Source organism: Paractinoplanes globisporus DSM 43857 (assembly GCF_000379645.1).
Lineage (GTDB): Bacteria > Actinomycetota > Actinomycetes > Mycobacteriales > Micromonosporaceae > Actinoplanes > Actinoplanes globisporus.
Window position 1 is genome coordinate 90591 of sequence record NZ_KB903358.1, and the last position, 24095, is coordinate 114685.

A 24095-nucleotide genomic window follows, 5' to 3' on the forward strand; every position below is an offset into this window, starting at 1 on the left:
GCGCGACCCGGCGCGGCGCGACCCGGCCCAGCGCGGCGCGACCCGCCCAGCGCGGCGCGACCCGGCCCAGCGCGGCGCGACCCAACGCGGCGCGGCCCGGCGCGGCGCGACCCGGGTGCAGCGCGGCCCGGCGCGGCCCGGGCACAGCGCGGCCCGGGCACCGCGCGGCGCGACCCGACGCAGCGCGGCCCGACGCGGTGCAGCGCGGCCCGACGCGGCGCGGCGCGGCCCGACGCGGCGCAGCACGGCCCGACGCGGCGGGGCGCGGCCGCGGGCGGCACGGCCGCGGGCGGCACGGCCGCGGGCGGCACGGCCGCGGGCGGCACGGCCGCGGGCGGCACGGCGCGGGCGGCACGGCGCGGGCGGCGCCGCCGGGGCAGCGCCGCCGGGCGGCGGTGGGGTCAGGCGTGGGCCGGGATTGGTGTCTCGACGGGTCGGACTCCGGTCCATTGAGTGTCGGTCATCCGAAGGATCCGCCATCCCAGCAGGCCGAAGACCACGGTCAGGACGATCATGCTGACGAGCTCGGTGGCGGCCGGCGGATCGGGCAGCAGGACGTGGGCCAGGACGAGGGCGGTGACCACGGCCGGGGCCCACCAGCCGATGAGGCCGGCGCGCCAGGCCGACCACGCCATCGTGAGCACCGCGAGGCCGAAGCAGAAGATGAGGGGGAATGCCACGGCGTTGACCGGGACACTGGCGTTGAGCCGATCGACGTAGGCGACCATCTGGGTCGGTTCGCCGCCGGCGAGCGACAGGGTGAACAGGACGTACAGGGCGATCGCGGCGTGGCCGAATCCGCCGAGCACGGCTAGGACGGCGGCAACGTTGGCCAGGGCGGCGCCGCGGTCGCGGGCCTGGTGCAGGATGCCGGCGACGGCGGGGGCCATCAGGACTCCTGAGATCAGCAGCAACAGCGCCGACGCCACGTGGAGGTTCACGTGTTGTGACGCCGCGGCGTACATCTCCTCTGCGGTGTCGCCGTCGCCCGGATCGACCGCGGCCTGAGCAACCAGAAGGGCGGGGAACAGGATCAGGGCGGCGCCCATGGTGTACCGGCGCAGCCGTAGTGCGGTGGTGATGGTCGACATGAGTGCTCCTCCTGAGACGGGGTCGTTCGGCGGCAACTGTCCCGCCGCCGTCTCGGGTGTGTCGTCGGCACCGGGACGCGAGCTGTGTCCGTCGCGAGGAGGACGCGGCCGGGCCGGCAGATCGTTCGGTCGGCTGACTCGCCGGGAGCCGCACCGCCGTACCGTGACGTCATGCGCCGGTTGATGCCGCGACCCGTGGACATCGCCGCGGCCGCGGTGTTCACCGCCGCCACCCAGGCCGAGGTGTGGGCCGGCCTCGTGCCGGGTCCGTCCAGGGTGCTGCTGGCCGCCACCTACCTGGTCGGCACGGTCGCGGCGGCCTGGCACCGCATCGCTCCGATCACCGTGCTGGCCGTTGTGCTCACCGCGCTCGCCGTGGTGCCGGCCGCTATCGGCGTCGGGGACAACGCGGGACTCGCGTGGTTCGTCGCCGCGTTCGCGGTCATCGTGTCCGCCGGCTACCACGCCCGCCGCCCGCTGGTCGCGCTCGCGGTGACCCTCGGACTGCTCGCGGTGACCATTGTGCTGGCGACCGGGCCGGTGATCGCCGATGTCGTCTACGGGTGCCTGCTGGGGGCCGGCAGCTGGCTCGCCGGCCGGACGATCGCGAGCCGGACCCTGCGGGCCGAGCTGTCCGAGCAGCGGGTGGCGCTCGCCGAGCAACGGGCGCAGTGGCAGGCGGCCGTCGCCGTCGCGGATGAGCGCCTGCGAATCGCCCGCGAGTTGCACGACGTCATCGGGCACAGCATCAGCATCATGACGCTGCACGTCGGCGGGGTGCGCCGCCTCCTCGGCCCGGACCAGGTCGAGCAGCGGGCGGCGCTGGCGACCGTCGAGCAGACCGGACGTGAGACGCTCGCGGAGGCGCAGCGCCTGCTCGGCGCGCTCCGCACCGCGCAGCCGGACAAGTCGGCCCCCGCGCCCGGGCTGGCCCACGTTGCGGATCTCCTCGAACCGGCCCGGCTCGCGGGCATCCGCGTCGCCTTCGCGGAGACCGGCCAGGTGCGGCCGCTGCCGACCGGCCTCGACCTGGCCGCTTACCGGATCGTCCAGGAAGCGGTCACGAATGTGCTGCGGCACGCGTCCGCGAGCCGGGTCGACTGCACCGTCCACTACGGCACCGCGGAAGTCGATCTCCGAGTGGTCGACGACGGCACCGGCCACGCCGGGACGGGACCGGAGCGGAACGGGAACGGGCACGGGCACATCGGCATGCGCGAGCGCGCGACGCTCTACGGGGGCACCGTCGACATCGGTCCGCGGCCCGGCGGTGGGTATGCCGTGCACGCCGTGCTTCCCATACCCCGGAACGCCGTCCGGCCGGTCGGCGAGGGCCGGCCGTGATTCGCGTCCTGCTCGCCGACGACCAGGCGATGGTCCGGGCCGGGTTCCGGCTGATCCTGGCGGCCGAGCCTGACATCACCGTGGTCGGCGAGGCGGCCGACGGCATCGAGGCGGTGTCGGCCGCGCGCCGGCTCCGGCCCGACGTGACCCTCATGGACATCCGGATGCCGGGCCTCGACGGGATCGCGGCGACCCGCCGGCTGCTGGCCGAGGGGCCTGTCGTCACCCGGATCGTCATTCTGACCACGTTCGACGTCGACTCCCACGTCTACGACGCCCTGCGCGCCGGGGCCAGCGCCTTCCTGCTCAAGACCGCTCCGCCCGAGGACCTGGTCCAGGCCATCCGGGTCGTGGCGGGCGGCGCCGGCCTGCTCGACCCGGCCGTGACCCGCCGGGTGATCGAGGAGTTCGCCCGCAGCCCGGCGCCGGGACCGGTGCCGCCCGCCGTCGCCGCCCTGACCGAGCGGGAACTCGAAGTTCTGCACCAGGTGGCCCGCGGGCATTCCAACGCCGAGATCGCCGCGACGTTGGTCGTCAGCGAGGCGACGGTGAAGACCCACGTCGCCCGTACGCTGGCGAAACTGGGCCTACGCGACCGGGTGCAGGTGGTCGTCTACGCCTACGAGCACGGCCTGGTCCACCCCGGCGCCGGCTGACCACGGTCTCGGACGACGCGGGGGCCAACAGGATGCGGCCGAACAACTCGCCGCCGGTCAGCCCTCCAGCATCGGATCTCCGGCCGCCGACGAGACAGGACGGCGCCCCGCCACACGAGGTGTCACGACATGCAGGCCGAAGAGGACATAGCCGGCCAGCACCGGAATCAGGGCCGGATGGACGAACACGGCCAGCACGGCGGCAACCGCCAGCACGCCGGCCGCCGCCAGCGGAACGGCCGGGCGAGCCGTCGCCAGCGCAAGCGCCGACCGGGCAGCACCGCGCCCCGCCCCCGCGCCGACGGGGCCGCCGATGCCGGCAGCGACCGCGGGGCTGACGACGCCGAAGGCGGGGCTGTCGATACCGGCGGCGGCACCAACCGCGGGGCAGTCGATACCGGCAGCGGCACCCGCGGGGCCGTCGACGCCGGCAGCGGCACCGACGGCGGAAGCGCCGGCGGCGGTGCCGGACTGAACGGCGACCAGGGCGACGTAGCCGGCACCGAGGGCCGCGGCCGCCAGCACAACGGTCAGGACGGGGGCGCCGCCGGGGACGGCGCCGTGACGCAGGGCCGCGACGTCGATGACGACGAGGACGGTGGCGGCGACGACCGCCGGCCCGGCGACCAGGCCGGGCCGGAGTCGGCCGCGGAAGACCGTCCAGCAGTCGGCCAGCGACGGCCAGCGGCCCGTGGTGAGCACGTGGTGGATCGCGTGGCTGCCGGTGGCCACCGCCGCGCCCGCGGTGACCAGTGGCAGCGACAGCAGCGTGACGACGATGCCGAGCAGCGCCAGGTCGGCGGCGAGCCGCAGGGAGTCGCGCCAGTCGTGCGGCATGGTTCTATCCCTTCAGTCCGCTGGTGTTGATGCCCTCGACCAGCAGGCGCTGGAAGGCCACGAAGAAGAGGAACACCGGGACCAGCGAGAGCAGCGACATGGCGAACATCGGGCCCACCGAGCTCTCGCTGGTCGAGTCGATGAACAGGGTCAGCGCAACCGGCGCGGTGTAGTCCTTGAGCTGCGACAGGTACACCAGCTGCCGGAAGAAGTCGTTCCAGGTCCAGATGAACGAGAAGATCGCCGTGGTGACCAGGGCCGGGCGGCTCAGCGGCAGCACCACGTGGCGGAAGACGCTGAAGGCCGACGCGCCGTCGATCACGGCGGCCTCGTCCAGCTCGCGCGGGATGCCGCGCATGAACTGGACCATCAGGAAGACGAAGAACGCCTCGGTCGCCAGGAAGTGCGGCACGAGCAGCGGCAGGTAGGGGAAGTCGCCGCCGACCAGGCCCAGCGTCCGGAACAGGATGTACTGCGGGATGATCAGCACGTGCCCGGGCAGCAGCAGGGTGCCGATCATGATGGCGAACCAGAAGCCACGCAGCCGGAACCGCAACCTTCCGAGGGCGTACGCGGCGAGCAGGCACGAGACCGTGTTGCCGACCACGGTCAGCGTGGCCACCAGCGCGCTGTTGAGGAAGAAGCGGCCGAACGCCACGTCGAACTTGTGCCAGCCCTCGGTGAAGTTGCTGGGCGTGAACTCGTGCGGGATCAGGCCGATGTTGCTGGCGATCTCCTGCGGCGACTTGAACGACGTGCCGATCATCCAGGCCAGTGGATACAGCACGATCGCCAGGATGACGATCAGCGTCGTCAGGCGCAGCACGTTCGCGCGCATCACCGCTCCTCGGAGTCGGAGTAGTGCACCCAGAACCGGCCGGTGTTGAACAGCACGACGGTGATCAGGCCGACCACCACGAGGAAGACCCACGCCATCGCGGACGCGTATCCCATGTTCAGCTCGACGAAGCCGGCGTTGTAGAGGTGCAGCGTGTACATGAGGGTGGAGTCGACCGGGCCGCCCGTGCCGTTGCTGAGCACGAACGCCGAGGTGAAGCCCTGGAAGCCGTGGATCGTCTCCAGCACCAGGTTGAAGAAGATGACCGGGGACAGCATCGGCAGCGTGATGTGGAAGAACCGCCGCCACGAGCCGGCGCCGTCCACCGAGGCCGCCTCGTACAGCTCGGACGGCACCTGCTTGAGACCGGCCAGGAAGATCACCATGGGCGCGCCGAACTGCCAGATGGCCAGCAGCATCAGCGTGGGCAGCGCCCAGGTCGGGTCGTTGATCCAGGCCTCGCCCTCGATGCCGAAGATCGCCAGGAAGGCGTTGAAGGCGCCGTCGCCGGAGAACATGCTGCGCCACACGATGGCCACCGCCACGCTGCCGCCGAGCAGCGACGGCAGGTAGAACATGCCGCGGAACAGCGCGATCCCGCGCATGGCCCGGTTCAGCAGCATCGCCACGCCGAGCGCGGCGGCGAGCTTGAGCGGCACGGCGACCACCGCGAAGGTGACGGTGACCCGCACGGCGTGCCAGTACGACGGGTCGGCGGTGAACATCCGCCGGTAGTTCTCGAGGCCGACCCATTGCGACTCGGTCACCGAGATGAGCGGGCTGTAGTCGGTGAAGCTGAGATAGAGCGAGAGCACCATCGGGATCGCGGTGATCCCCAGCAGCCCGAGCAGCCAGGGTGAGAGGAAGACGTAGCCGGCCAGGTCCTCCCGGCGGCGCCGGCGGGCCGCCCGGCCCCGCCGCGATGCGGCGGGAACCGGGGGCACGGGCTCGGTCGGACGGACCGGCATCTGAGCCATGGTCACGGAGTCAGTTCCTCAGCTTTGCCCGATGGCCGTCTTGGCGGCGGTGACGAAGTCCTTGGCGCCCTGCTCGGGAGTGGCCTTGCCGTAGGTGACCTCCTCGGCGATCCGGATCAGCTCGCTCTTGACCTTGCTGTGCCCCTTGGGCGGCACGGTCGGCGAGGTCGGGCCGAACTTCGTGGCGAGCTCGGTCTGCACCTCGATGGTCTGCTTCATGTTCGGGTCGGTGACGGTCGCCTCGACCTGCTTGCGGACGTCGAGGTTCGGCGGCAGCCCGCGGTCGGTGCCGAGGATCTTGCCGGCCTCGGGGTCGTTGGTCAGGAAGTTGACCACGTCGACCGCGGCGTCCTTCTTCGGGCTGCCCTTGAAGACCGAGAAGTAGAGCGAGGCGCGAGCCCACTGGGCGCTCGGGTCACCCGGGTACGCCATCAGGCCGAGGTCGTTCTTGGTGTTCTTCTTCAGCTCCGGCATCTGGTTGGTCCAGACCCACGAGGTGTCGGCCTTGCCGGTGACGACCAGTTGCTTGCTGACGCTGGAGTCGTTGCCCTCGTGGATGACGTCCGGCGTCGGGGTGGCGCCCTGCGCGCCCGCGTCCTTCCACATCTGGAACCACTTGGTGATGTCGGACTCGTCGAAGGCGATCTGGTTGCCCTTGTACAGGTCCTTGCCGTTCTGCCGCAGGTAGACCCAGAGGGCCTGGTAGATCGCGCTGGGGTCCTGCGTGCCGGGAACCTTGGCGGTCTTGGAGACGTTGGCCGCCCACTTGATGAAGTCCGGCCAGCTCATGCCGGTGGTGGGCACGGGCAGCTTGTACTTGTCGAGCAGGGTCTTGTCGTACACCAGGCCCTGGGTGTTCTCGCCCATGGCGATGCCGACCAGCTTGCCGTCTACCTCGCCGTACTCCTTGAGGCCCTTGGAGAACTTGCTGACGTCGAGCTTGCCGTTCGACGAGTACGGGGTGAGGTCGAGCGTGACGCCGCGCTGGGCGTACTCGGAGATCGCGTTGTCGTCGATCTGGAAGATGTCCGGCGCGTTGCCACCGGCGGTGAGGGTCGCCAGCTTGTCGTAGTAGCCCTGGTTGGCCTGCCAGGTCTTCTTGAACGTCACGTTCGGGTGCTTCTGGGTGTAGAGGGCGAGCGCCTTGTCGGTGAGCTCGGCCCGGGCGTCCGCGCCCCACCAGAAGATGGAGAGCTCGACCTTGTCGTTCGACCCTCCGCCACCGCCCTTGTCGTCCCCGCCGCAGGCCGCGGCCCCGCCCAGCACCAGGGGCAGGGCGAGAGCGGCGGCGAGCAGTCGGCGACGTGTCGAGCGGAAAGCCGGGGTAGGTTGATCGTGCGTGACGCTCCTCGCGGAGGAATCCATGACGGTTGGCTCCTTTTTAGGAGGCGACACCTCCGGGGACGTTCACGTCGCCCGGGTCCGCAGGGCTGTGCGGACCCGGGCCCGACCCCGTCGAGTCGCGAATGACCAGTTCGGTCTGCAGGTGTAGGTGTGCGGTGGAGCGACGGTCGTCGCCATGCGCGAGCAGCATGTCGACGGCCGCCCGACCCGCGGCGGCGGTGGGTGTCGCCACCGTGGTCAGCTTCGGTCGGGTGAGCCGGCTGAGCATGATGTCGTCTATTCCGATGACACTGACGTCCTCGGGGACCCGCGCCCCGGCGGAGAACAGCCCCTCGATGAGGCCGATCGCCATCAGGTCGTTGTAGGCGAGCACGGCGGTGGCGCCGGCGCGCAGCACGTCCTCGGCGACGGTGAGACCGCCGACCTCGGTGGGCGGGTTGGGCCCGATGACGGTGAGCTCGGCGTGGCCGGCTCGGGCCGTGGCGGTCGCGGAACGCCGGATCTCCCGGCTGGTCCACGAGCCGCGCGGGCCGCTGAGCAGTGCGATGGTGCGGTGCCCGCAGGCGGTGAGGTGCTCGATGGCGAGCCGGGCGCCCTGGGCCACGTCCATCACGACGGCGGGAATGCCGGTGATCTGGCGATTGACGACGACCAGCGGAACCTCGCGGCTGAGCTGCTCGATCAGCGCGTTGTTCATGCGCGGGCTGCAGATCAGGACGCCGTCGACCTGCTTGGCCAGGGCCCGCACCACCTCTTCCTCGAGGGCCGGGTCCTCGTTGGTGTCGGCGACGAAGATGTGGTGGTCGTGCTTGCGGGCCTGGCTCTCGGCCGCCTTGATCAGCGGGGGGAAGAAGGGATTGGCGATGTCGGCGACGATCAGGCCGATGTTGTACGTGCGGCCGGTGATCAGCGCGCGGGCCGCCCGGTTGGGCCGGTAGCCCAGTTCCTCGGCGCAGGCCAGCACGCGGCTGCGGGTGTTCGGGTTGACCAGGTGCGGGGCCGAGAAGGTGCGCGACACCGTGGAGATGTGCACCCCGGACGCGCGGGCGACATCACGAATGGTGACGGACACGCTCTGACCTCCCCTGCCGACGTGTGGCGACGGTCACTGACGACCACAATTAATGCAAGCGGTTGCACGGGTGTCAATGTTCTTGTGTTGCATAAAGATTGCGAACGGGCATGAGGTACGCGCTTACCTTCGGACATAATCGGACAATCGAGCGCGGCGCCATTGACTCCACTGCATCGATACGCCTAATTTCGCTGCAAACCTTTGCAGACTCGTCGGCCGGGAGGCCCCATGCCACGAGACAACCGCCGCCGGTACGCGCTGGTCGGCGCCGGCGCCCGAGCCGAGATGTTCGTCCACGCCGTCACCGCCGACCACGCCGGCACGGCCGAGCTGGTCGCGCTGGCCGACGTCAACCAGTCCCGGATGGACGCGCACAACCGCTGGCTCAAGGCCGCCGGGCACGAGCCGGTGCCCACCTACCCCGCCGCCGAGCTGTCCGCGATGCTCGCCCGCGAGCGCGTCGACGAACTGATCGTGACCAGCGTCGACCGTACCCACGCCGGGCACATCGTCACGGCGCTCGAGGCCGGCTGCGACGTGCTCACCGAAAAACCGATGACCGTCGACGCCGAGAGCTGCCGGCGCATCCTGGACGCGCAGCAGCGCACCGGCCACCGGGTGTCGGTCGCGTTCAACTACCGGTTCAACCCGGTACACGAGATGGTCCGCACGCTGCTGGCCGGCGGCGAGATCGGCGAGATCGGCTCGGTGCACTTCGAGTGGCTGCTCGACGTGCGGCACGGCGCCGACTACTTCCGCCGCTGGCACCGGGAGAAGGCCAACTCCGGCGGCCTGCTCGTGCACAAGTCCGGCCACCATTTCGATCTGGTCAACTGGTGGCTCGGCGCGGCGCCCACCGAGGTGTACGCGTCCGGGCGGCTCTTCTTCTACGGCGCGGCCGGCAAGGAACGCGGGTACGACCGCGGCTACGACCGGGCGCACGGCAGCCCCGGCGCGCAGGGCGACCCGTTCGCCATCGATCTGGCGGCCAACCCGCGGCTGCGCGAGCTCTACCTCGACGCCGAGGCCGAGGACGGCTACCACCGCGACCAGAACGTGTTCGCCCCCGGCATCACGATCGAGGACGACCTGGCGGTGCTGGTCCGCTACGACACCGGGGCGACCATGACCTACCACCTCACCGCGTACGCGCCGTGGGAGGGCTACCGGTTCATGGTCAACGGCAGCAAGGGCCGGCTCGAACTCGAGGTCGTGGAGAGCGACCACGTCAGCCCCGACGCGGCCCACGAGCTCAAGGGCGCCGCCGTGCACGGCACCACCGCCGCCCCCGAGCGCGGCGGGGTGACCCTCACGATCCGGCCGTACTGGGCTCCCCCGTACGCGGTCGAGCTGCAGCCGCACAGCCGGGAGGGACACGGCGGGGCCGACCACCGCATGACCGCGGTCCTGCTCGGCGGGCAGACCGACCCGATGCGCCGCTCCGCGACCGCCCGCGACGGCGCCCTGGCGCTGCTCACCGGCCTCGCCGCCAACCGCTCCCTGCAGACCGCCGAGCCGGTACGGGTCTCCGACCTGCTCACCCTGACCTGACCGAAGAGGTGACCGTGTCCGACCCGACGTTCGCCATCGACCCGCGCCACGCGCAGGTCGCGCGCGAGCTCTACGCCACCGCCCGCGACCTGCCGCTGATCTGCCCGCACGGCCACGTCGACCCGCGCCTGCTCGCGGACGACGAGCCGTTCCCCGATCCGGCGCGGCTGCTGATCGTGCCCGACCACTACGTCACGCGGATGCTGCTCAGCCAGGGCATACCGCCCGATCGGCTGGGCGTCCCGCGGCGCGACGGCGGCCCGGTCGAGACCGACGGGCGGGTGATCTGGCGGCTGCTCGCCGAGAACTGGCACCTGTTCCGCGGCACCCCGTCCCGGCTCTGGCTCGAGCGCACGTTCGAGACCGTCTTCGGCGTCGAGACACGGCTGCGGCCGGAGACCGCCGACGAGGTGTACGACGCGATCGCGGCCCGCCTCGAGGAGCCGGGGTTCCGGCCGCGCGCGCTGTTCGAGCGGTTCGGCATCGAGGTCCTGGCCACCACCGAGTCGCCGACCGACGACCTCGGGCAGCACGCCAAGCTCGCCGCCGACGGCTGGGGCGGCCCCGGCGGCCGGGTGATCTCGACGTTCCGGCCGGACAACGTCGTCGACCTCGACCGCGAGGACTGGTCGGAGAACATCGCCCGGCTCGGCGAGCTGGCCGGGGAGGACACCCTCACGTACGCGGGCTATCTGAATGCCCTCCGGCAGCGGCGGGACGCCTTCATCGAGGCCGGAACCACCTGCTCCGACCACGGGCACCCGACCGCCCGCACCGAGGTGCTGTCCGAGTCCGAGGCGGCGGCGATCTACGAGCGGGGGCTGCGCGGGGAGGCGACGCCCGCGGACGCCGAGACCTTCCGCGGGCACATGCTGCTCGAGTTCGCCCGCATGTCGCTCGACGACGGCCTGGTCATGCAGATCCACCCGGGCGCGGTGCGCGACCACAACCGCAGGCTCTACGCCGCGCACGGCAAGGACGTCGGCGGCGACATCCCGCAGGCCACCGGCTACGTGCACGCCCTGCGGCCGCTGCTGGACACGTACGGGATGGATCCGCGGTTGCGGGTGGTGGTCTACACGCTGGACGAGTACACGTTCAGTCGCGAGCTGGCGCCGCTGGCCGGCGGGTACCCGGCGCTCTTCCTCGGCGCGCCGTGGTGGTTCCTGGACACGCCGGACGCGATGCGGCGCTTCCGCGAGGCCGTCACCGACTCGGCCGGCTTCTACAACACGGCCGGGTTCGTCGACGACACCCGGGCCTTCTGCTCGATCCCGGTGCGGCACGACATCTCCCGCCGCTCCGACGCCGCGTACCTGGCCTCGCTGGTGGTCCAGGACCGGCTTCCGCTGGACGAGGCGGCCGAGACCCTGGCCGATCTCTCCTACCACCTGCCCAAACGCATCTTCCGGCTGGACGGGAAGGCCGCATGACCACCATCACCGAACTCACCGTCCACGACGTACGTTTCCCGACCGCCGCCGCCGGGGACGGGTCCGACGCGATCAACCGGGGCGACTACTCGGCGACCTACGTCGAGCTCGCCACCGACGGGGGCCCAACCGGGACCGGGTTCACCTTCACCAACGGGCGCGGCAACGAGCTCACTTGTGGCGCCGTACGCGCGCTGGCCCGCCACGTCGAGGGGCGGACGCTCGAGGAGCTCGCCGCCGAGCCGCTGGCCTTCCTCCGGTCGCTCACCGCCGATGCGCAGCTGCGCTGGCTCGGGCCCGAGAAGGGCGTGCTGCACATGGCCACCGGCGCCGTCGTCAACGCCGTGTGGGACCTGCGGGCCAAGGTCGCGGGCAAGCCGATGTGGCAGCTGCTCGCCGAGATGCCCACCGCCGAGCTGGTCGCGTGCGTCGACTTCCGGCACATCGACGACGCGCTGACCCCGGAGGACGCGGCCGCCATCCTCGACAAGGGGCGCGTCGGGCTCGAGGACCGGCTCGCCCAGCTGCGGCGGGAGGGCTTCCCGTCGTACACGACCAGCGTGGGATGGCTCGGTTACCCGGACGACAAGGTGCGCGCGCTCACCCGGGAGGCGTACTCGCAGGGGTGGCGGGCCATGAAGATGAAGGTCGGCGGGCCGATCGAGGACGACGTGCGCCGCGCCCGGATCATCCGGGCGGAGATCGGGCCGGACGCCCTGCTGATGATGGACGCCAACCAGGTGTGGGGCGTCGACGAGGCGATCGCGAACATGCGCCTGCTGGCGGAGACGAACCCGTACTGGATCGAGGAGCCCACGCACCCCGACGACGTGCTCGGCCACGCGCGCATCCAGGAGGCGGTCGCGCCGGTGCGGGTCGCGACCGGCGAGGTCGCCGCCAACCGGGTGATCTTCAAGCAGCTGCTGCAGGCCGGGGCGATCCGGGTCATGCAGGTCGACGCCTGCCGGGTCGCGGGCGTCCCGGAGGTGCTCGCCGAGCTGCTGCTGGCCGCGAAGTTCGGGGTTCCGGTCTGCCCGCACGCGGGCGGGGTCGGCCTCTGCGAGCTGGTCCAGCACCTGGCGATCTTCGACTTCCTGCGGGTGGGCACGTCGCTCGACGGGCGGATGGTCGAGTACGTCGACCACCTGCACGAGCACTTCACCGATCCGGTGCGCACCCGCGACGGGCGCTACCTGGTGCCGGAACGGCCCGGCTACAGCTCGGACATCAGACCGGAGTCGATCGCCGAGTTCCGCTTCCCGGACGGGCCGGCCTGGCGATGACCGATCTCCTCGGCCTCGGCGCCCTCCCCCGCATCCCCGCCGCCTCTCGCCCGCGGATCACGCCCGGCGACGCCGGGTCCGGCATCGTCCATCTCGGCCTCGGCGCGTTCCACCGGGCCCACCAGGCCGTCTTCACCGAGGACGCGATGGCGGCCGCGGGCGGGGACTGGGGCATCGTCGGCGTCGCGCCCCGCTCGGTCACCGTGCTCGACTCGTTGCGCGCGCAGGACGGCCTCTACAGCGTCACCACGCTCGCCGCGGAGGGACGCTCGACCCGGGTCATCGGCGCCCATTCCGGTCTGATGCACGCGGCCGGCGACCCGGACGCGGTGGTCGCGCTGCTGGCCGACCCGGCCATCCGGATCGTCACGCTCACGGTGACCGAGAAGGGCTACCGCCTCGACCCGGCGACCGGGCGGCTGCTGCTCGACGACGAGCTGCGCGGCGACCTGGAGAGCGAGCGGCCGCCGCGTACCGTGCCCGGGCTGCTCATCCGCGGGCTGGCCGCCCGGCGGCGGGCCGACGCCGGACCGATCGCGCTGGTCAGCTGCGACAACCTGCCGGCCAACGGGCACCGGATGCGCGGGTTGGTCGACTATCTGGCCGCCGCCACCTCGCAATCCGACTGGGTACGGGACAACGTCACGTTCCCCGGCACGATGGTCGACCGGATCGTGCCGGCCAGCACCGCCGAGACCCGCGCGGTCGCGTACGACGAGCTCGGCGTCCGCGACGAGGCCGCGTTGTTCGCCGAGCCCTACTCGGCCTGGGTGATCGAGGACGACTTCCCGGCCGGGCGGCCCGCCTGGGAGCAGGCCGGCGCGGTGCTCACCGACGACCCGCGCCCGTGGGAGCGGCTGAAGCTGCGCTCGCTCAACGGAGTGCACTCGGCCATCGCCTACCTCGGGGCGCTCGCCGGGCGCGAGACCATCGCGGAGTCGCTCCGGATGCCGGGGATGTCCGCCGCGGTGCGGCGATTCATCGCCGAGGACATCGCCCCGAGCCTGACGCCTCCGCCCGGCGTCGACACCGTCCAGTACGGCGAGGAGGTCCTGCACCGATTCGCCAACCCGGCGATGGAGTACCGGACCGTGCAGGTCGCGATGGACGGCTCGCAGAAGCTGCCGCCGCGGGTCCTGCACACGATCATCGACCGGCGCGCGGCCGGCGCCACCCCGCGCTGGGGCACGATGGTGGTCGCGGCGTGGATGCGCTTCGCCGGCGGCGCCACCGACGACGGCCGGCCGCTCCCCCTGAACGACCCGCTGGCGTCGCGCATCCGGGCCCGGCTGGCGGCGGCGCCGGCCACCCCGAACGGCGTGGTGGACGCCCTGCTCGGGCTGGACACGGTCTTCGCCCCCGAGCTCGCCGGCGACGACACCGTCCGGCAGCTGCTCGTCGACTGGCTGACCGAATTCGACAAGCACGGCGTCGAGGCCACCCTGGCCGGTGTGCGATGACGACCACGGTGGCTTTGATCGGGGCCAACGGGCACGGGCGGTGGCATCGGCGACGGATCGCCGAGGTGGAGGCGGCCGGCCGGGTGCGGCTCGTCGCCCTCGCCGACGTCCGGCCGCTGGAGACGGACCCGCCCGTGCCGCCGGGGGTGCCGGTCTTCACCGACCACCGGGAGCTGCTCGCCGAGACCGGCCCGGACGTCGTAGTGATCTGCACGCCACCGCACACGCACCTGCAGATCGCGCTGGACGCGATCGCCGCCGGCAGCGACCTGTTGCTGGAGAAGCCACCGGTCGCGTCGCTCGCGGCACACCACACGCTCGCCGCGTCGCTGGGCGCGGCCGGGCGGGCCTGCCAAGTCGGGTTCCAGGCGCTCGGCTCGGTCGCGTGGCAGCAGTTCCGGGCGGCGCTGCCGGGGCTCGGGGAGCTCGGCGGGATCACCGCGACGGCGTCGTGGCAGCGGGACGACGCCTACTACGCGCGGTCGCCCTGGGCCGGGCGGCGGGTCGTGGCCGGGCGGCCGGTGATCGACGGCGCTCTGGTCAATCCGCTCGCGCACGCGGTCATGCAGGCGCTCGCCGGCGCCCGGGCGGTCGGGGCGGGACGGCCGCGGCAGCTGGTCGCCGAGCGGTACCGGGTGCGGCCGATCGAGGTGGAGGACACGGCGTTCGCGCGCATCACCTTCGACAGCGGGCTGCACGTGGTGATCGCGGTGACGCTGGCCGGCGAGGACTTCATCCCGGGCGAGATCGCGGCGCGCGGGCCGGGCGGCCGAGCCGTGCTGGAGTACCCGACCGACCGGCTGGCCCTGCCCGGCGACGAGGAGCCGCGAAAGATCGAGGGCCGCGCCGACCTGCTCACCAACCTGGTCGAGCACCGCGAGGACGGGACGCGGCTGCTCGTCCCGCTCGACGCGACCGCCGACTTCACGGCGGTGCTGGAGGCTCTGACCGTGCCCGATGTGCCGATGCCGCACCTGCTGGACGACGCGGCCGTGCTCATCGAGGGGCCGAAGCGCACCATCCCCGGCGTCAACGATCTGCTGCGCAAGGTGGTCGAGACGATGGCGCTGCCCTCGGAGATGGGCGTGCCCTGGGCGGTGCGCCCGTTCGTCCAGCGCCTGCCGGTCACCTAGTTTTTCTCGTCGCGGCCATTGACGGCCGTGCATCCCGGAGGAGTAGTCTGCCCGCCGTGGTGAGCCGGATGCGCGCCTTCACCATCGCCACGGCCTGGATCGTCGCCGGGCTGGCGGCCGGTGTCCTCGCGCTCTCGGCCGCCGCCGGCACCCTCACCGAAGGGGTGCGGACCGTCGTCGCCGACAGCCTGCCCTGGGCCGGCGCCCTTCTGCTCGGATGCCTGGTGGTGGCCGGTTTCTGGGTCACGGCCGGCGCCCGCAACGCCCGCTCGTCGGCGTCCCTCGGCGGGCAGGCGGCATTGTTCGGCCTCGCGGCGGCCCTGGTCGCCATCTTGCTTCTGGCCGCCCTGACCCAGCTCTCCGGCGACGCCGCCCACTGAAGGCCGCCTCAGGACAGAGCGGTCTCGATCTCGGCGCTGGTCAGGGCGCCGTCGGCGATCAGGACCTTGATTGTCCTGGTCAGCGGCGCGGCGGGCTTGATCGGGAGCGGGTCGGTGAAGGCCAGGGCGGCGCACACACCGACGTACTCCTCGGTGCGGGCGAACCAGCGGTCGGCGTCGGCCAGGCCCCGGAAGACCAGGGTGTACCGGTCGGCCACGGTCACGGCCAGCCACGGATCGGCGGTGCCGTGCGGTGAGTCGGCGGTCGTCGAGAAGGCCCGGGCCGGGCCGGGGGTGGCACGCCAGAAAAACCCGCCGTAGCCGGCCTGGCCGGGGCGCCCGTGGGTGGCGGGGCTACCGAGGGTCACCTCCGCCTCGGTGGGGGTGCTCAGCGCGTACGCGAAAGAAAGCTCCCAACCGTGCGGCGCGGCAGCTGCCGTCACCGTGCGTTGCTCGCGCAGGACCACGTCGCCGGACGAGTTGCACCAGTGGAGGGTCTCGGCGAAGCCGCCGTCAACCGCGGACGAGTCGACGCGAACGATGCGGCCGTGGTCGTCCAGCCAGACGTAACCCTCGTCGCGGACGTAGGTGCGGCCGCCCCAGAAATTGAGACCGTCGACGTCGGCGATCGTCACCGAGGCGCCCATGTGCCAGGGGTGGTCATAACAGAGCGCATCGGTGACCGCCACGCCGGAAAGTGTGCGGACCGGGTGGAGGTACGGCCGGGGAGCCAAGCGGATGTCCAGGTCCGGTGACTCCACGTAGGTGGCGACGGCGGTACCGGCCACCCGCAGGGTGGTCATGCGGCGAAGGCGCGGTAGCCGGCATAGGCCTCGGCGAGGACCTCGGGGCCGGGGCGGGACCAGACGTCCTCGTGGAAGACCTCCACCTCGACGTACCCCTCGTAGCCGGCGGCGCGGACCGCGGTGGCGAACCGGCGCAGGTCGACGCAGCCGGTGCCGGGGAGGCCCCGGCCGAGCAGAACTCCCGCGGGGAGCGGGGTGATCCAGTCGGCCAGCTGGAAGGCGGCTATGCGGCCCTGGCGGCCGGCCTCGTCGATGTGGCGCCAGACCTGGTCGTCCCACCACAGGTGGTACGTGTCGAGGCAGACACCGACGGCGTCGGCGGGGTGCGGCGCGGCGATCTCCAGGGCCTGGCCGAGGGTGGCGACCACGCACCGGTCGGAGCAGAACATCGGGTGCAGCGGCTCGATCGCCAGGCGTACGCCGGCGGCCCGGGCGTCGGGGACCAGGGCGCCGATCGCCTCGGAGATGTGCCGGCGGGCGCCGTCGATGTCGCGGGACTTGCCGGGCAGGCCGCCGCTGACCAGCACCAGCGTGTCGGTGCCGAGGGTCGCGGCCTCCTCGATCGCGCGGCGGTTGTTGTCGTACCAGTCCTCCTCGTGGAAGAAACCGCCGCGGCACAGGGACGAGACCTGCAGTCCCGCCTCGCGGACGAGGGTGGCGGCCTTGTCGAGGCCGTACGCGGCGACCTCCTCGCGCCACAGGCCGACCGCGGGGACGCCGGCCGAGACGCAGCCGGCCACCAGTTCGTCCAGGGGCCAGCGCTTGGTCGTGGCCTGGTTGAGGGAGAAACGGTTCATGACTCGAGTCCTACCGTGGTGAGCCAGGCCCGCGCGCGGGCCGTGGCCAGGTCGGCGTCGGGGAGGATCCCGGCCTCGTCGGCCAGGCGCATGAGGGTGAGCAGGTGGCCCGGGGAACGGCCGGCCTGCGCGCCGCCGACCATGAGCAGGTGGTCCTGGTGGCCGGCGAGCCAGTTGAGGAAGACGATCCCGGTCTTGTAGTGGTAGGTCGGGTACGCGAACAGGTGCCGGGCCAGCGGCAGCGTGGCGTCCATGATCCGGTCGTACGCGGTCAGGTCGTCGGCGTCGAGGGCACGCAGGGCGGCGGCGGCCGGCGGGGCGATCACGGCCAGCACGCCGAGCAGGGCCTCGGAGTGTCCCCGGTCGTCGCCCTTGATCAGGGTGGGGTAGTTGAAGTCGTCGCCGGTGTACATGCGGACGCCCGCGGGCAGGCGGCGGCGCATCTCGATCTCGCGGTCGGCGTCGAGCAGGGAGATCTTGATGCCGTCGACCTTGGCGGCGTGCTCCTCGATGATCTCGAGGACGACATTGTCGCCGCCCCAGTAGCCGGCCAGCGCGGGGTCGAACGCCTCCCCCAGCCAGTGCAGCAGCACCGGGCCGTCGGCCTGGGCGAGCAGCTCGCCGTAGACGCGGCGGTAGTCGTCGGCGCCCTCGGCCGCCGCCGCGAGGTGCCGGGAGCACATCAGCACCGGTTGGGCGCCGGCTTCCTGCACGTCGGACAGCTGTTCCGCGTACGCCTTGCGGATGTCGTCGATCGTGGCCGGGCCCGCGGGCACTTGGTCTGTGCCGACGCCGGCCACGATCGCGCCGCCGGCCGCGCGGGCCTCGGCGGCGCTGCGCCGGATCAGCTCGCGGGTCGCCGGGTAGTCGAGACCGGCGCCGCGCTGGGCGGTGTCCATCGCCTCGGCCACGCCGAAGCCGTGGGACCACAGGTGATGGCGGAATCGGAGCGTGGTGTCCCAGTCGAGCGCCGCCGGGGCGCCGGGAATGTTCTCGGCGTGCTGATCGGCGGTGACGGGCGCGGCCGCGTACGCGATGCGGGTGTGAAATGGCGCCCGGCCGGCGGCGAACTCGCGGCCGTGACCACTGAAGGTGACGGTCATCGGCCCAGCTCCGGAATCTCCAGCCGGCGGCCCTCGCGGGAGGATCGCAGGCCGAGCTCCGCCACCTGGACGCCGCGGGCGCCGGCCCACAGATCGCCGGCGTAGGGGGCGTCCTCGGCCACGTAGCGGAGGAACTGCTCCCACTGCGCCCGGAAGCCGTTCGGGAACACCGCGTTGTCGGGGACCTCCTGCCACTGCTCGCGGAAGCTCTGCGTGGTGGGGACGTCCGGGTCCCAGACCGGCTTCGGCGTGGCCGCCCGGGGCTGGATGCGGCAGTGATGCAGGCCGGCCACCGCGCTGCCGTGGGTGCCGTCGACCTGGAACTCGACCAGCTCGTCCCGGTTGACCCGGACCGCCCACGACGAATTGATCTGGGCGATCACGTCACCCTCCAATTCGAAGATGCCGTACGCGGCGTCGTCGGCCGTCGCGTCGTAGGCGGCGCCCTCCTCGTCCCAGCGGCGGTCGATGTGGGTGACGGCGCGGGCCGTCACCGCGCGGACCGGGCCGAAGAGCTGCTCGAGCACGTAGTGCCAGTGCGGGAACATGTCCAGCACGATGCCGCCGCCGTCCGCGGCCCGGTAGTTCCACGACGGGCGCTGGGCGGCCTGCCAGTCGCCCTCGAAGACCCAGTAGCCGAACTCGCCCCGGACCGACAAGATCTTGCCGAAGAAGCCGCCCTCGATCAGGCGGGCCAGTTTGCGCAGGCCGGGCAGGTAGAGCTTGTCCTGCACCACGCCGTGCTTGACGCCGGCCGCGTCGGCGAGGCGGGCCAGCTCGATCGCCTGGTCCAGCGTCTCGGCGACCGGTTTCTCGGTGTAGATGTGCTTGCCCGCGTCGATCGCCATCTGCAGGGCCTTGACCCGGGCCGAGGTGACCTGGGCGTCGAAGTAGACCTGCACGTCGTCGCGGGCCAGGGCGGCCGGCAGGTCGGTGGTCCAGTCGGTGAGGCCGTGGCGGTCCGCGATGTCCCGCAGCTTGGCCTCGCTGCGGCCGACCAGCACCGGCTCGGGCCAGAGCACCGACCCGTCGTGGAGCGGCAGGCCGCCGTCCTGGCGGATGGCGAGCACCGAGCGGAGCAGATGTTGCCGAAGCCCCATCCGTCCGGTGACGCCGTTGAGCACGATTCCGATCGTCGTCCGGGCCATTCTTGCGGGTCCTCCGTTTTCACCTGAGGTAAGCGCTTTCCTAGACCGTAGTGGGCGTGCCACCGCGCAGGCAAGACCGGCGAAGGTATCCTCCCCGGTCATGGCCACCTTGGCGGATGTCGCGCGCCACGCGGGAGTGTCCACCGCGACCGCGTCCCGGATCATCAACGGCAGCCCGAAGCCGGTCGCGGACGCGCTGCGGGCCCGCGTGCTCGCCGCCGTGGCCGAGCTGAAGTACGTGCCGAACGCGCACGCCCAGATGCTGGCCCGGTCGCATCGCAGCGCGGTCGGGGTGATCGTGCACGACGTGTCCGACCCCTACTTCGCGGAGATCACGCGGGGGCTGCAGCGGGTCGCGGAGGCGGACGGGCGGCTGGCGATCATCTGCAACAGCTACCGGCAGCCGGACCGGGAGCTGGAGTACATCGATCTCCTGCACGCCCATCAGGTCGCGGCGATCGTGATCGCGGGATCGGGATACCTGGACGCCGACACCGCCGCCCGGCTCGACGATCGGCTGCGGGCGTTCGAGGCGACCGGCGGGCGGATCGCCGTCATCGGGCGGCACGAGCACACGGGCGACGCGGTGATGCCCGACAACGAGGAGGGCGGCTTCCTCGCCGCCGCGCATCTGTTCGAGCTGGGGCACACGGAGATCGCGGTGATCGCCGGGCCGATGGCGCTGACGACGACGTACGACCGGCTCGCGGGTCTGCGGCGGGCGGTCCGGAAATATCGGCGTAAGTTGCCGAAGGAGCGGATTGTCCATTCCGATTTCACGCGGGACGGCGGGGTGGCGGCCACCGAGCGGGTGCTGGCGGAGTTCCCCGAGGTCACGGCGATCCTGGCGCTCAACGACTCGATGGCCGTGGGCGCGCTGGCCGCGCTGCGCGGATCGGACCGGCGGGTCGCGGTGATCGGGTTCGACGACATGCCCATCGCCCGGGACGTCACCCCCTCGCTGACCTCGGTGCGGTTGCCGTTGACCGAGCTCGGCGAGCGGGCCATGCGGCTGGCGCTGAGCGAGGCCGGCGACGCCCCGAGGGTCGAGCACATCGCGGCGGAACTGGTGCAGCGCGAGAGCACCTGGGCACTCTGAAGGCTTCACGGCCGGCGCCGCGGGCCGGTGACGCCGTCGGCACCGCGGCCGGTGCGGCGTCGGCACCGCGGTCGGCGCGGCGTCGGCACCGCGGTCGGTGCAGCGGTCGGTGCGGTGCCGGCGCCGCGGTCGGTGCAGCGGTCGGTGCGGTGCCGGCGCCGCGGTCGGTGCNCCGCGGTCGGTGCAGCGGTCGGTGCGGTGCCGGCGCCGCGGTCGGTGCAGCGGTCGGTGCGGTGCCGGCGCCGCGGTCGGTGCGGCGCCGGCGGCCACTCGCCCGCCGGCCGGAAATCCGGTATTGACGGGTACGCATCGATGGGCCTAACTTCCGCAGGAAAGGGCTTTCCTTAGGAGGTTCGACTGATGCGCAGACGTAGGTTCCTAGAGTTGGCCGGTGGGGGGATCGCCGGCACGGCCCTGACGGCGGCCGTCGCGTCGCCGGCCCAGGCCACCCCCGGCAGGACCGCCCGGGGCGCTCCCCCGTTCGCGATCGTGGCGGCCGACGGCAGCGGCGACTTCGCGACGATCCAGGCCGCGGTGGACGCCGTGCCCGCCGGCAACACCACCCCCGTGACCATTGCCGTACGCCCGGGCACCTATCTCGGACAGGTCAAGGTGCCGTCCTCGGCGCCGTTCATCACCGTGGCCGGGCTCGGAGCCGGGCCGGACGCCGTGGTGATCGCCGACGACCGGGCCAACGGGACGCTCAAGCCGGACGGCACCCCCTGGGGCACCACCGGCAGCGCCTCGGTCACCGTCGACGGCGCCGGGTTCCGGGCGCGCAACCTGACCTTCGCGAACCTGTTCGACGAGGCGGGGCATCCGGAGATCACGTCGAAGCAGGCGGTGGCGGTGCTGACCCGGGCCGACCGAGTGGAGTTCGACCGGGTGCGGTTCCTCGGCAACCAGGACACGCTGTACGTGAACAGCAGCGCGGCCGGCGTGGTGGCGCGGGCGTACTTCCGCTTCTGCTACGTCGAGGGCGACGTCGACTTCATCTTCGGGCGCGCTACCGCGGTCTTCGACCGGTGCCGGATCCACTCCCTCAACCGCAACTCCAGCCCCAACGGGTACGTGACCGCGCCGAGCACCGACGTCACCAATCCGTACGGGCTGCTGTTCCACCGCTGCATGCTCACTTCGGACGCGCCGGCCGGAACGGTGTTCCTCGGGCGGCCGTGGCACCCGAGCAACGACCCGAACGCGATCGGCCAGACCCTGATCCGCGAGTCGTGGATCGGCGCACACATCGGTTCCCCGGCCTGGAGCGACTTCGGGACGTGGCCGTGGCGGGAGGCGCGACTCGCCGAGTATCACAACCGGGGTCCCGGGGCGGTCCCGTCGGCCGACCGGCCGCAGCTCAGCGACGCCGACGCCGCGGCGAACACGATGACCGCGTTCCTGCGCGGCGCCGACGGATGGCGCCCGCAGTCCTGCCGGTAGCGCTTCGGGTCCGCCGCCGCGGACCCGCGGAACAGGCCGTTGCCGGCAGTCCGCCGCCGCGGCCCGCGAACGGGCGGGTCGCTACTCGGCGATGGTCGTCTCGATCCAGCGGTCGAGGTCGCACGTCGCGTGGTAACGGACGGGGTGCTCGGCCGCCGCCGGCTCCTCGAACATGGCCAGCGCCGTCGTCATCGTCTCGTCCGCCAGGTGGGCTCGCTCGCGGGTGAGCGCGTTTCGCCGCCGTCGTGACCTCACCTCCTCCGGTGACGCGTCGACGTAGATCAGCACCGGCGTGGCGCCGCAGGTCGTGGCGACGGCGCGCAGGGAATCGCGCTCGTGCCGCTTCAGGCTTCCGCCGTCGAAGACGGTGGTGCGGCCGGAGCGCAGCAGCGACTCGAGCCGGTCGAAGGCGCTGGTGTAGACGGCGTCCCAGTCGCGCTGGTCCATGACGGTGACGTCGTGGCCGCCGGCCGTGATCTCGGCGTCGACCGACGCGTAGCCGAAGCCGAAACGTCCGACCAGTTCCCGCGCGAGGGTGCTCTTCCCGGAGTACGGAAGGCCGGTCACGATGTACAGCTTCGGGTCCGATGCCGTCATGACCACAGCGAAACAGGGCAGCACGACGGGCTGCAAATTCGCCGGCCGGACGGGGCATTTGGGCGGAGGCGCCCGGGTTGGCCAATCGGTGCCGTTTGGCCAGGGCGGCGGGGGTGCGCGGCCGATTTGACCACGGTGCGGGCTGCAAATTTTCTGCGTTGTCCGAGGCATTGACTGGGGTCGACGCGCGTGTGAATGTTGCCAGGCAAGCGCTTTCCTGCGTTGTTCACGGCCGCCACCGGCCGGTCTAGGAGATGCCATGCCCTCTGCAGCCACTTCCGCCGCTGTCCTTGTCGCTGTCGCCGCGCTGGGGATAGCCGGCCCGCCGTTGGCCGTGTCGGCCGGCGCCGCTCCCCCGGCGGGCGCTCTCGGAGCGTCCGCCGGGGTGACCGCGGAGAAAGCCGCGAACAACGCCGCGAGAATCGCCGCGGCGAAGGGCGGCATCAACGCCTCCGCCCTGCGTCTGGGCCGCCAGACCCTGCCCGCCAATGACGGCTGGGCCGCGGCCGGCACCGGCACGACCGGCGGCTCGGCCGCCGACGACACCCACGTCGCGGTGGCGACCACCCGGGCCGAGCTCATCGCCGCCCTGGGCGGGGACGCCGCCACGAACGGCCAGAACGCCACGCCGAAGATCGTCTACGTCAGTGGGAAGATCGACCTGCGGGTGGAGGCGGACAACAAGCCGGTCGGCTGTGACGCGTTCGCCGACCCGGACTACAGCCTCGACGCCTTCCTCGCCGCCTACGACCCGGCCGTCTGGGGCAGGACGACCAAGCCCACCGGCCCGCTCGAGGACGCCCGGGTGCGATCCGCGAAGAAGCAGGGCGACACGATCAAGGTGAACGTCGGCAGCAACACGACGATCGTCGGGATCAACGGCGGCCGGCTGACGCACGGCAGCCTGGTGCTCACCGGCGTCAGCAACGTGATCGTCCGCAATCTCGAGGTGACCGACGCGGCCGACTGCTTCCCGGCATGGGACCCGACCGACGGGTCGACCGGCAACTGGAACTCGCTGTACGACCTGATCTCGCTGTCCGGCGCGACAAACGTGTGGATCGACCACAACACGCTCAGCGACGGCAACAACCACGACGAGGACCAGCCGCTCTACTTCGGGCGGCCGTACCAGGTGCACGACGGCGCGTCGGACATCATCAAGGGGTCCGACTACGTGACCGTGTCGTACAACGACTACTACGACCACGACAAGACGATGCTGATCGGCTCGACCGACACGCCGGGCGTGGACGTCGGGAAGCTGCGGGTGACCGTGCATCACAACCGGTTCGGCAACGTGCTCCAGCGGGCGCCGCGGGTGCGGTTCGGGCAGGTCGACGTGTACGACAACCTGTACGTGGCCACCGATGACCTGTACCAGTACTCGCTGGGGGTCGGGGTCGAGTCGAGCATCTACGCCGAGAACAACTACTTCCGGCTCAGCGCCGACGTCCCGGCCGCGAACGTCGTCCACTACTGGAAGGGCACCAGGATCACGGCAATCGGCTCGCTGGTGCAGGTCGGCAACAAGGCGAAGCCGGTCGACCTCGTGGCCGCCTACAACGCCGCGTACGACCCCGATCTGACGCCCGACGCGGGCTGGACGCCCACCCTCCGTACCCGCGTGGATCCGGCCTGGGCAGTGCCGCTTGTCGTCGCAGCGAGCGTGGGGATCCGCCACCTCGGGTGTTGAACGAAAA

General features: G+C 72.1%; 22 protein-coding genes. 11 read left to right on the forward strand and 11 right to left on the reverse strand.

What is annotated here, in order from left to right:
• Positions 1-401: 401 nt before the first annotated feature.
• Positions 402-1091: a hypothetical protein gene (locus A3CQ_RS0149775; RefSeq protein WP_020518483.1), complete on the reverse strand. Its 690-nt coding sequence runs from the start codon at positions 1089-1091 to the stop codon at positions 402-404.
• A gap of 171 nt (positions 1092-1262) precedes the next feature.
• On the opposite strand from A3CQ_RS0149775, the gene A3CQ_RS56805 reads away from it, so the two are divergent.
• Both A3CQ_RS56805 and A3CQ_RS0149785 read left to right on the forward strand, forming a co-directional pair.
• The gene (locus A3CQ_RS56805; RefSeq protein WP_085944388.1) at positions 1263-2435 is read left to right on the forward strand and encodes a sensor histidine kinase; all 1173 of its coding nucleotides are present in this window, start codon (positions 1263-1265) and stop codon (positions 2433-2435) included.
• Positions 2432-3091: a response regulator gene (locus tag A3CQ_RS0149785; protein ID WP_020518485.1), complete on the forward strand. Its 660-nt coding sequence runs from the start codon at positions 2432-2434 to the stop codon at positions 3089-3091. Before A3CQ_RS56805 ends, A3CQ_RS0149785 begins: the two co-directional genes overlap by 4 nt.
• Positions 3092-3148: 57 nt before the next feature.
• On the opposite strand, the gene A3CQ_RS58410 is transcribed toward A3CQ_RS0149785, so the two are convergent.
• From A3CQ_RS58410 to A3CQ_RS0149810, 5 genes are read right to left on the reverse strand one after another with little or no spacing between them, the layout of a single operon-like run.
• A complete protein-coding gene (locus tag A3CQ_RS58410; protein ID WP_020518486.1) occupies positions 3149-3928 on the reverse strand; it encodes a hypothetical protein in 780 nt (259 codons plus the stop codon).
• Between the two features lie 4 nt (positions 3929-3932).
• Positions 3933-4766 (reverse strand): carbohydrate ABC transporter permease, encoded by an 834-nt coding sequence (locus A3CQ_RS0149795; protein WP_020518487.1) that lies wholly within the window; start codon positions 4764-4766, stop codon positions 3933-3935.
• Positions 4766-5734 carry a carbohydrate ABC transporter permease gene (locus A3CQ_RS0149800; RefSeq protein WP_245577693.1) on the reverse strand — a complete coding sequence of 323 codons (969 nt, stop codon included), beginning with the start codon at positions 5732-5734 and terminating at the stop codon, positions 4766-4768. Before A3CQ_RS0149800 ends, A3CQ_RS0149795 begins: the two co-directional genes overlap by 1 nt.
• Positions 5735-5761: 27 nt before the next feature.
• Positions 5762-7108, reverse strand: a complete 1347-nt coding sequence (locus A3CQ_RS0149805; protein WP_051115583.1) for an ABC transporter substrate-binding protein — start codon at positions 7106-7108, stop codon at positions 5762-5764.
• A gap of 16 nt (positions 7109-7124) precedes the next feature.
• A complete protein-coding gene (locus A3CQ_RS0149810) occupies positions 7125-8159 on the reverse strand; it encodes a LacI family DNA-binding transcriptional regulator (RefSeq protein WP_020518490.1) in 1035 nt (344 codons plus the stop codon).
• A gap of 231 nt (positions 8160-8390) precedes the next feature.
• Between A3CQ_RS0149810 and A3CQ_RS0149815 the strand changes: the two genes are divergently transcribed.
• Genes A3CQ_RS0149815 through A3CQ_RS0149840 form a run of 6 tightly spaced genes read left to right on the forward strand, consistent with a single transcriptional unit; the run spans position 8391 to position 15402 of the window.
• Positions 8391-9713, forward strand: coding sequence for a Gfo/Idh/MocA family protein (locus A3CQ_RS0149815; protein ID WP_020518491.1), 1323 nt, complete (start codon positions 8391-8393; stop codon positions 9711-9713).
• Positions 9714-9721: 8 nt separating this feature from the next.
• Positions 9722-11146, forward strand: coding sequence for a glucuronate isomerase (gene uxaC / locus A3CQ_RS0149820; RefSeq protein WP_020518492.1), 1425 nt, complete (start codon positions 9722-9724; stop codon positions 11144-11146).
• Positions 11143-12429, forward strand: a complete 1287-nt coding sequence (locus A3CQ_RS0149825; protein ID WP_020518493.1) for an enolase C-terminal domain-like protein — start codon at positions 11143-11145, stop codon at positions 12427-12429. The genes uxaC and A3CQ_RS0149825 overlap by 4 nt, the downstream gene beginning before the upstream one ends.
• Entirely contained in the window at positions 12426-13889 is a 1464-nt protein-coding gene (locus A3CQ_RS0149830) for a mannitol dehydrogenase family protein (protein WP_020518494.1), read from the forward strand. The genes A3CQ_RS0149825 and A3CQ_RS0149830 overlap by 4 nt, the downstream gene beginning before the upstream one ends.
• Positions 13886-15022: a Gfo/Idh/MocA family protein gene (locus A3CQ_RS0149835; protein WP_020518495.1), complete on the forward strand. Its 1137-nt coding sequence runs from the start codon at positions 13886-13888 to the stop codon at positions 15020-15022. Before A3CQ_RS0149830 ends, A3CQ_RS0149835 begins: the two co-directional genes overlap by 4 nt.
• A gap of 56 nt (positions 15023-15078) precedes the next feature.
• The gene (locus tag A3CQ_RS0149840; RefSeq protein ID WP_026207093.1) at positions 15079-15402 is read left to right on the forward strand and encodes a hypothetical protein; all 324 of its coding nucleotides are present in this window, start codon (positions 15079-15081) and stop codon (positions 15400-15402) included.
• A gap of 8 nt (positions 15403-15410) precedes the next feature.
• Here A3CQ_RS0149840 and A3CQ_RS0149845 read toward each other — a convergent pair whose 3' ends face one another.
• Genes A3CQ_RS0149845 through A3CQ_RS0149860 form a run of 4 tightly spaced genes read right to left on the reverse strand, consistent with a single transcriptional unit; the run spans position 15411 to position 19256 of the window.
• The gene (locus A3CQ_RS0149845) at positions 15411-16205 is read right to left on the reverse strand and encodes a DUF6807 domain-containing protein (RefSeq protein ID WP_020518497.1); all 795 of its coding nucleotides are present in this window, start codon (positions 16203-16205) and stop codon (positions 15411-15413) included.
• Positions 16202-17005 (reverse strand): sugar phosphate isomerase/epimerase family protein, encoded by an 804-nt coding sequence (locus A3CQ_RS0149850; RefSeq protein ID WP_020518498.1) that lies wholly within the window; start codon positions 17003-17005, stop codon positions 16202-16204. Before A3CQ_RS0149850 ends, A3CQ_RS0149845 begins: the two co-directional genes overlap by 4 nt.
• On the reverse strand, positions 17002-18108 hold the full coding sequence (locus A3CQ_RS0149855) for a DUF993 family protein (protein WP_020518499.1): 1107 nt from the start codon (positions 18106-18108) through the stop codon (positions 17002-17004). Before A3CQ_RS0149855 ends, A3CQ_RS0149850 begins: the two co-directional genes overlap by 4 nt.
• Complete coding sequence (locus A3CQ_RS0149860; RefSeq protein WP_020518500.1) at positions 18105-19256, reverse strand: Gfo/Idh/MocA family protein; 1152 nt, start codon at positions 19254-19256, stop codon at positions 18105-18107. Before A3CQ_RS0149860 ends, A3CQ_RS0149855 begins: the two co-directional genes overlap by 4 nt.
• 100 nt (positions 19257-19356) lie before the next feature.
• Here A3CQ_RS0149860 and A3CQ_RS0149865 point away from each other — a divergent pair, with 100 nt between their 5' ends.
• Together A3CQ_RS0149865 and A3CQ_RS0149870 are read left to right on the forward strand one after the other, a co-directional pair.
• Positions 19357-20355 carry a LacI family DNA-binding transcriptional regulator gene (locus A3CQ_RS0149865; protein WP_020518501.1) on the forward strand — a complete coding sequence of 333 codons (999 nt, stop codon included), beginning with the start codon at positions 19357-19359 and terminating at the stop codon, positions 20353-20355.
• Positions 20356-20715: 360 nt separating this feature from the next.
• The gene (locus tag A3CQ_RS0149870; RefSeq protein WP_084699568.1) at positions 20716-21795 is read left to right on the forward strand and encodes a pectinesterase family protein; all 1080 of its coding nucleotides are present in this window, start codon (positions 20716-20718) and stop codon (positions 21793-21795) included.
• Positions 21796-21876: 81 nt separating this feature from the next.
• Here the strand turns inward: A3CQ_RS0149870 and A3CQ_RS0149875 are convergent, their stop codons facing one another.
• Positions 21877-22392: a P-loop nucleotide/nucleoside kinase family protein gene (locus A3CQ_RS0149875; RefSeq protein WP_157297272.1), complete on the reverse strand. Its 516-nt coding sequence runs from the start codon at positions 22390-22392 to the stop codon at positions 21877-21879.
• Between the two features lie 328 nt (positions 22393-22720).
• Here A3CQ_RS0149875 and A3CQ_RS0149880 point away from each other — a divergent pair, with 328 nt between their 5' ends.
• Positions 22721-24088: a pectate lyase family protein gene (locus A3CQ_RS0149880; RefSeq protein ID WP_020518504.1), complete on the forward strand. Its 1368-nt coding sequence runs from the start codon at positions 22721-22723 to the stop codon at positions 24086-24088.
• The last annotated feature ends 7 nt before the right edge of the window (positions 24089-24095 follow it).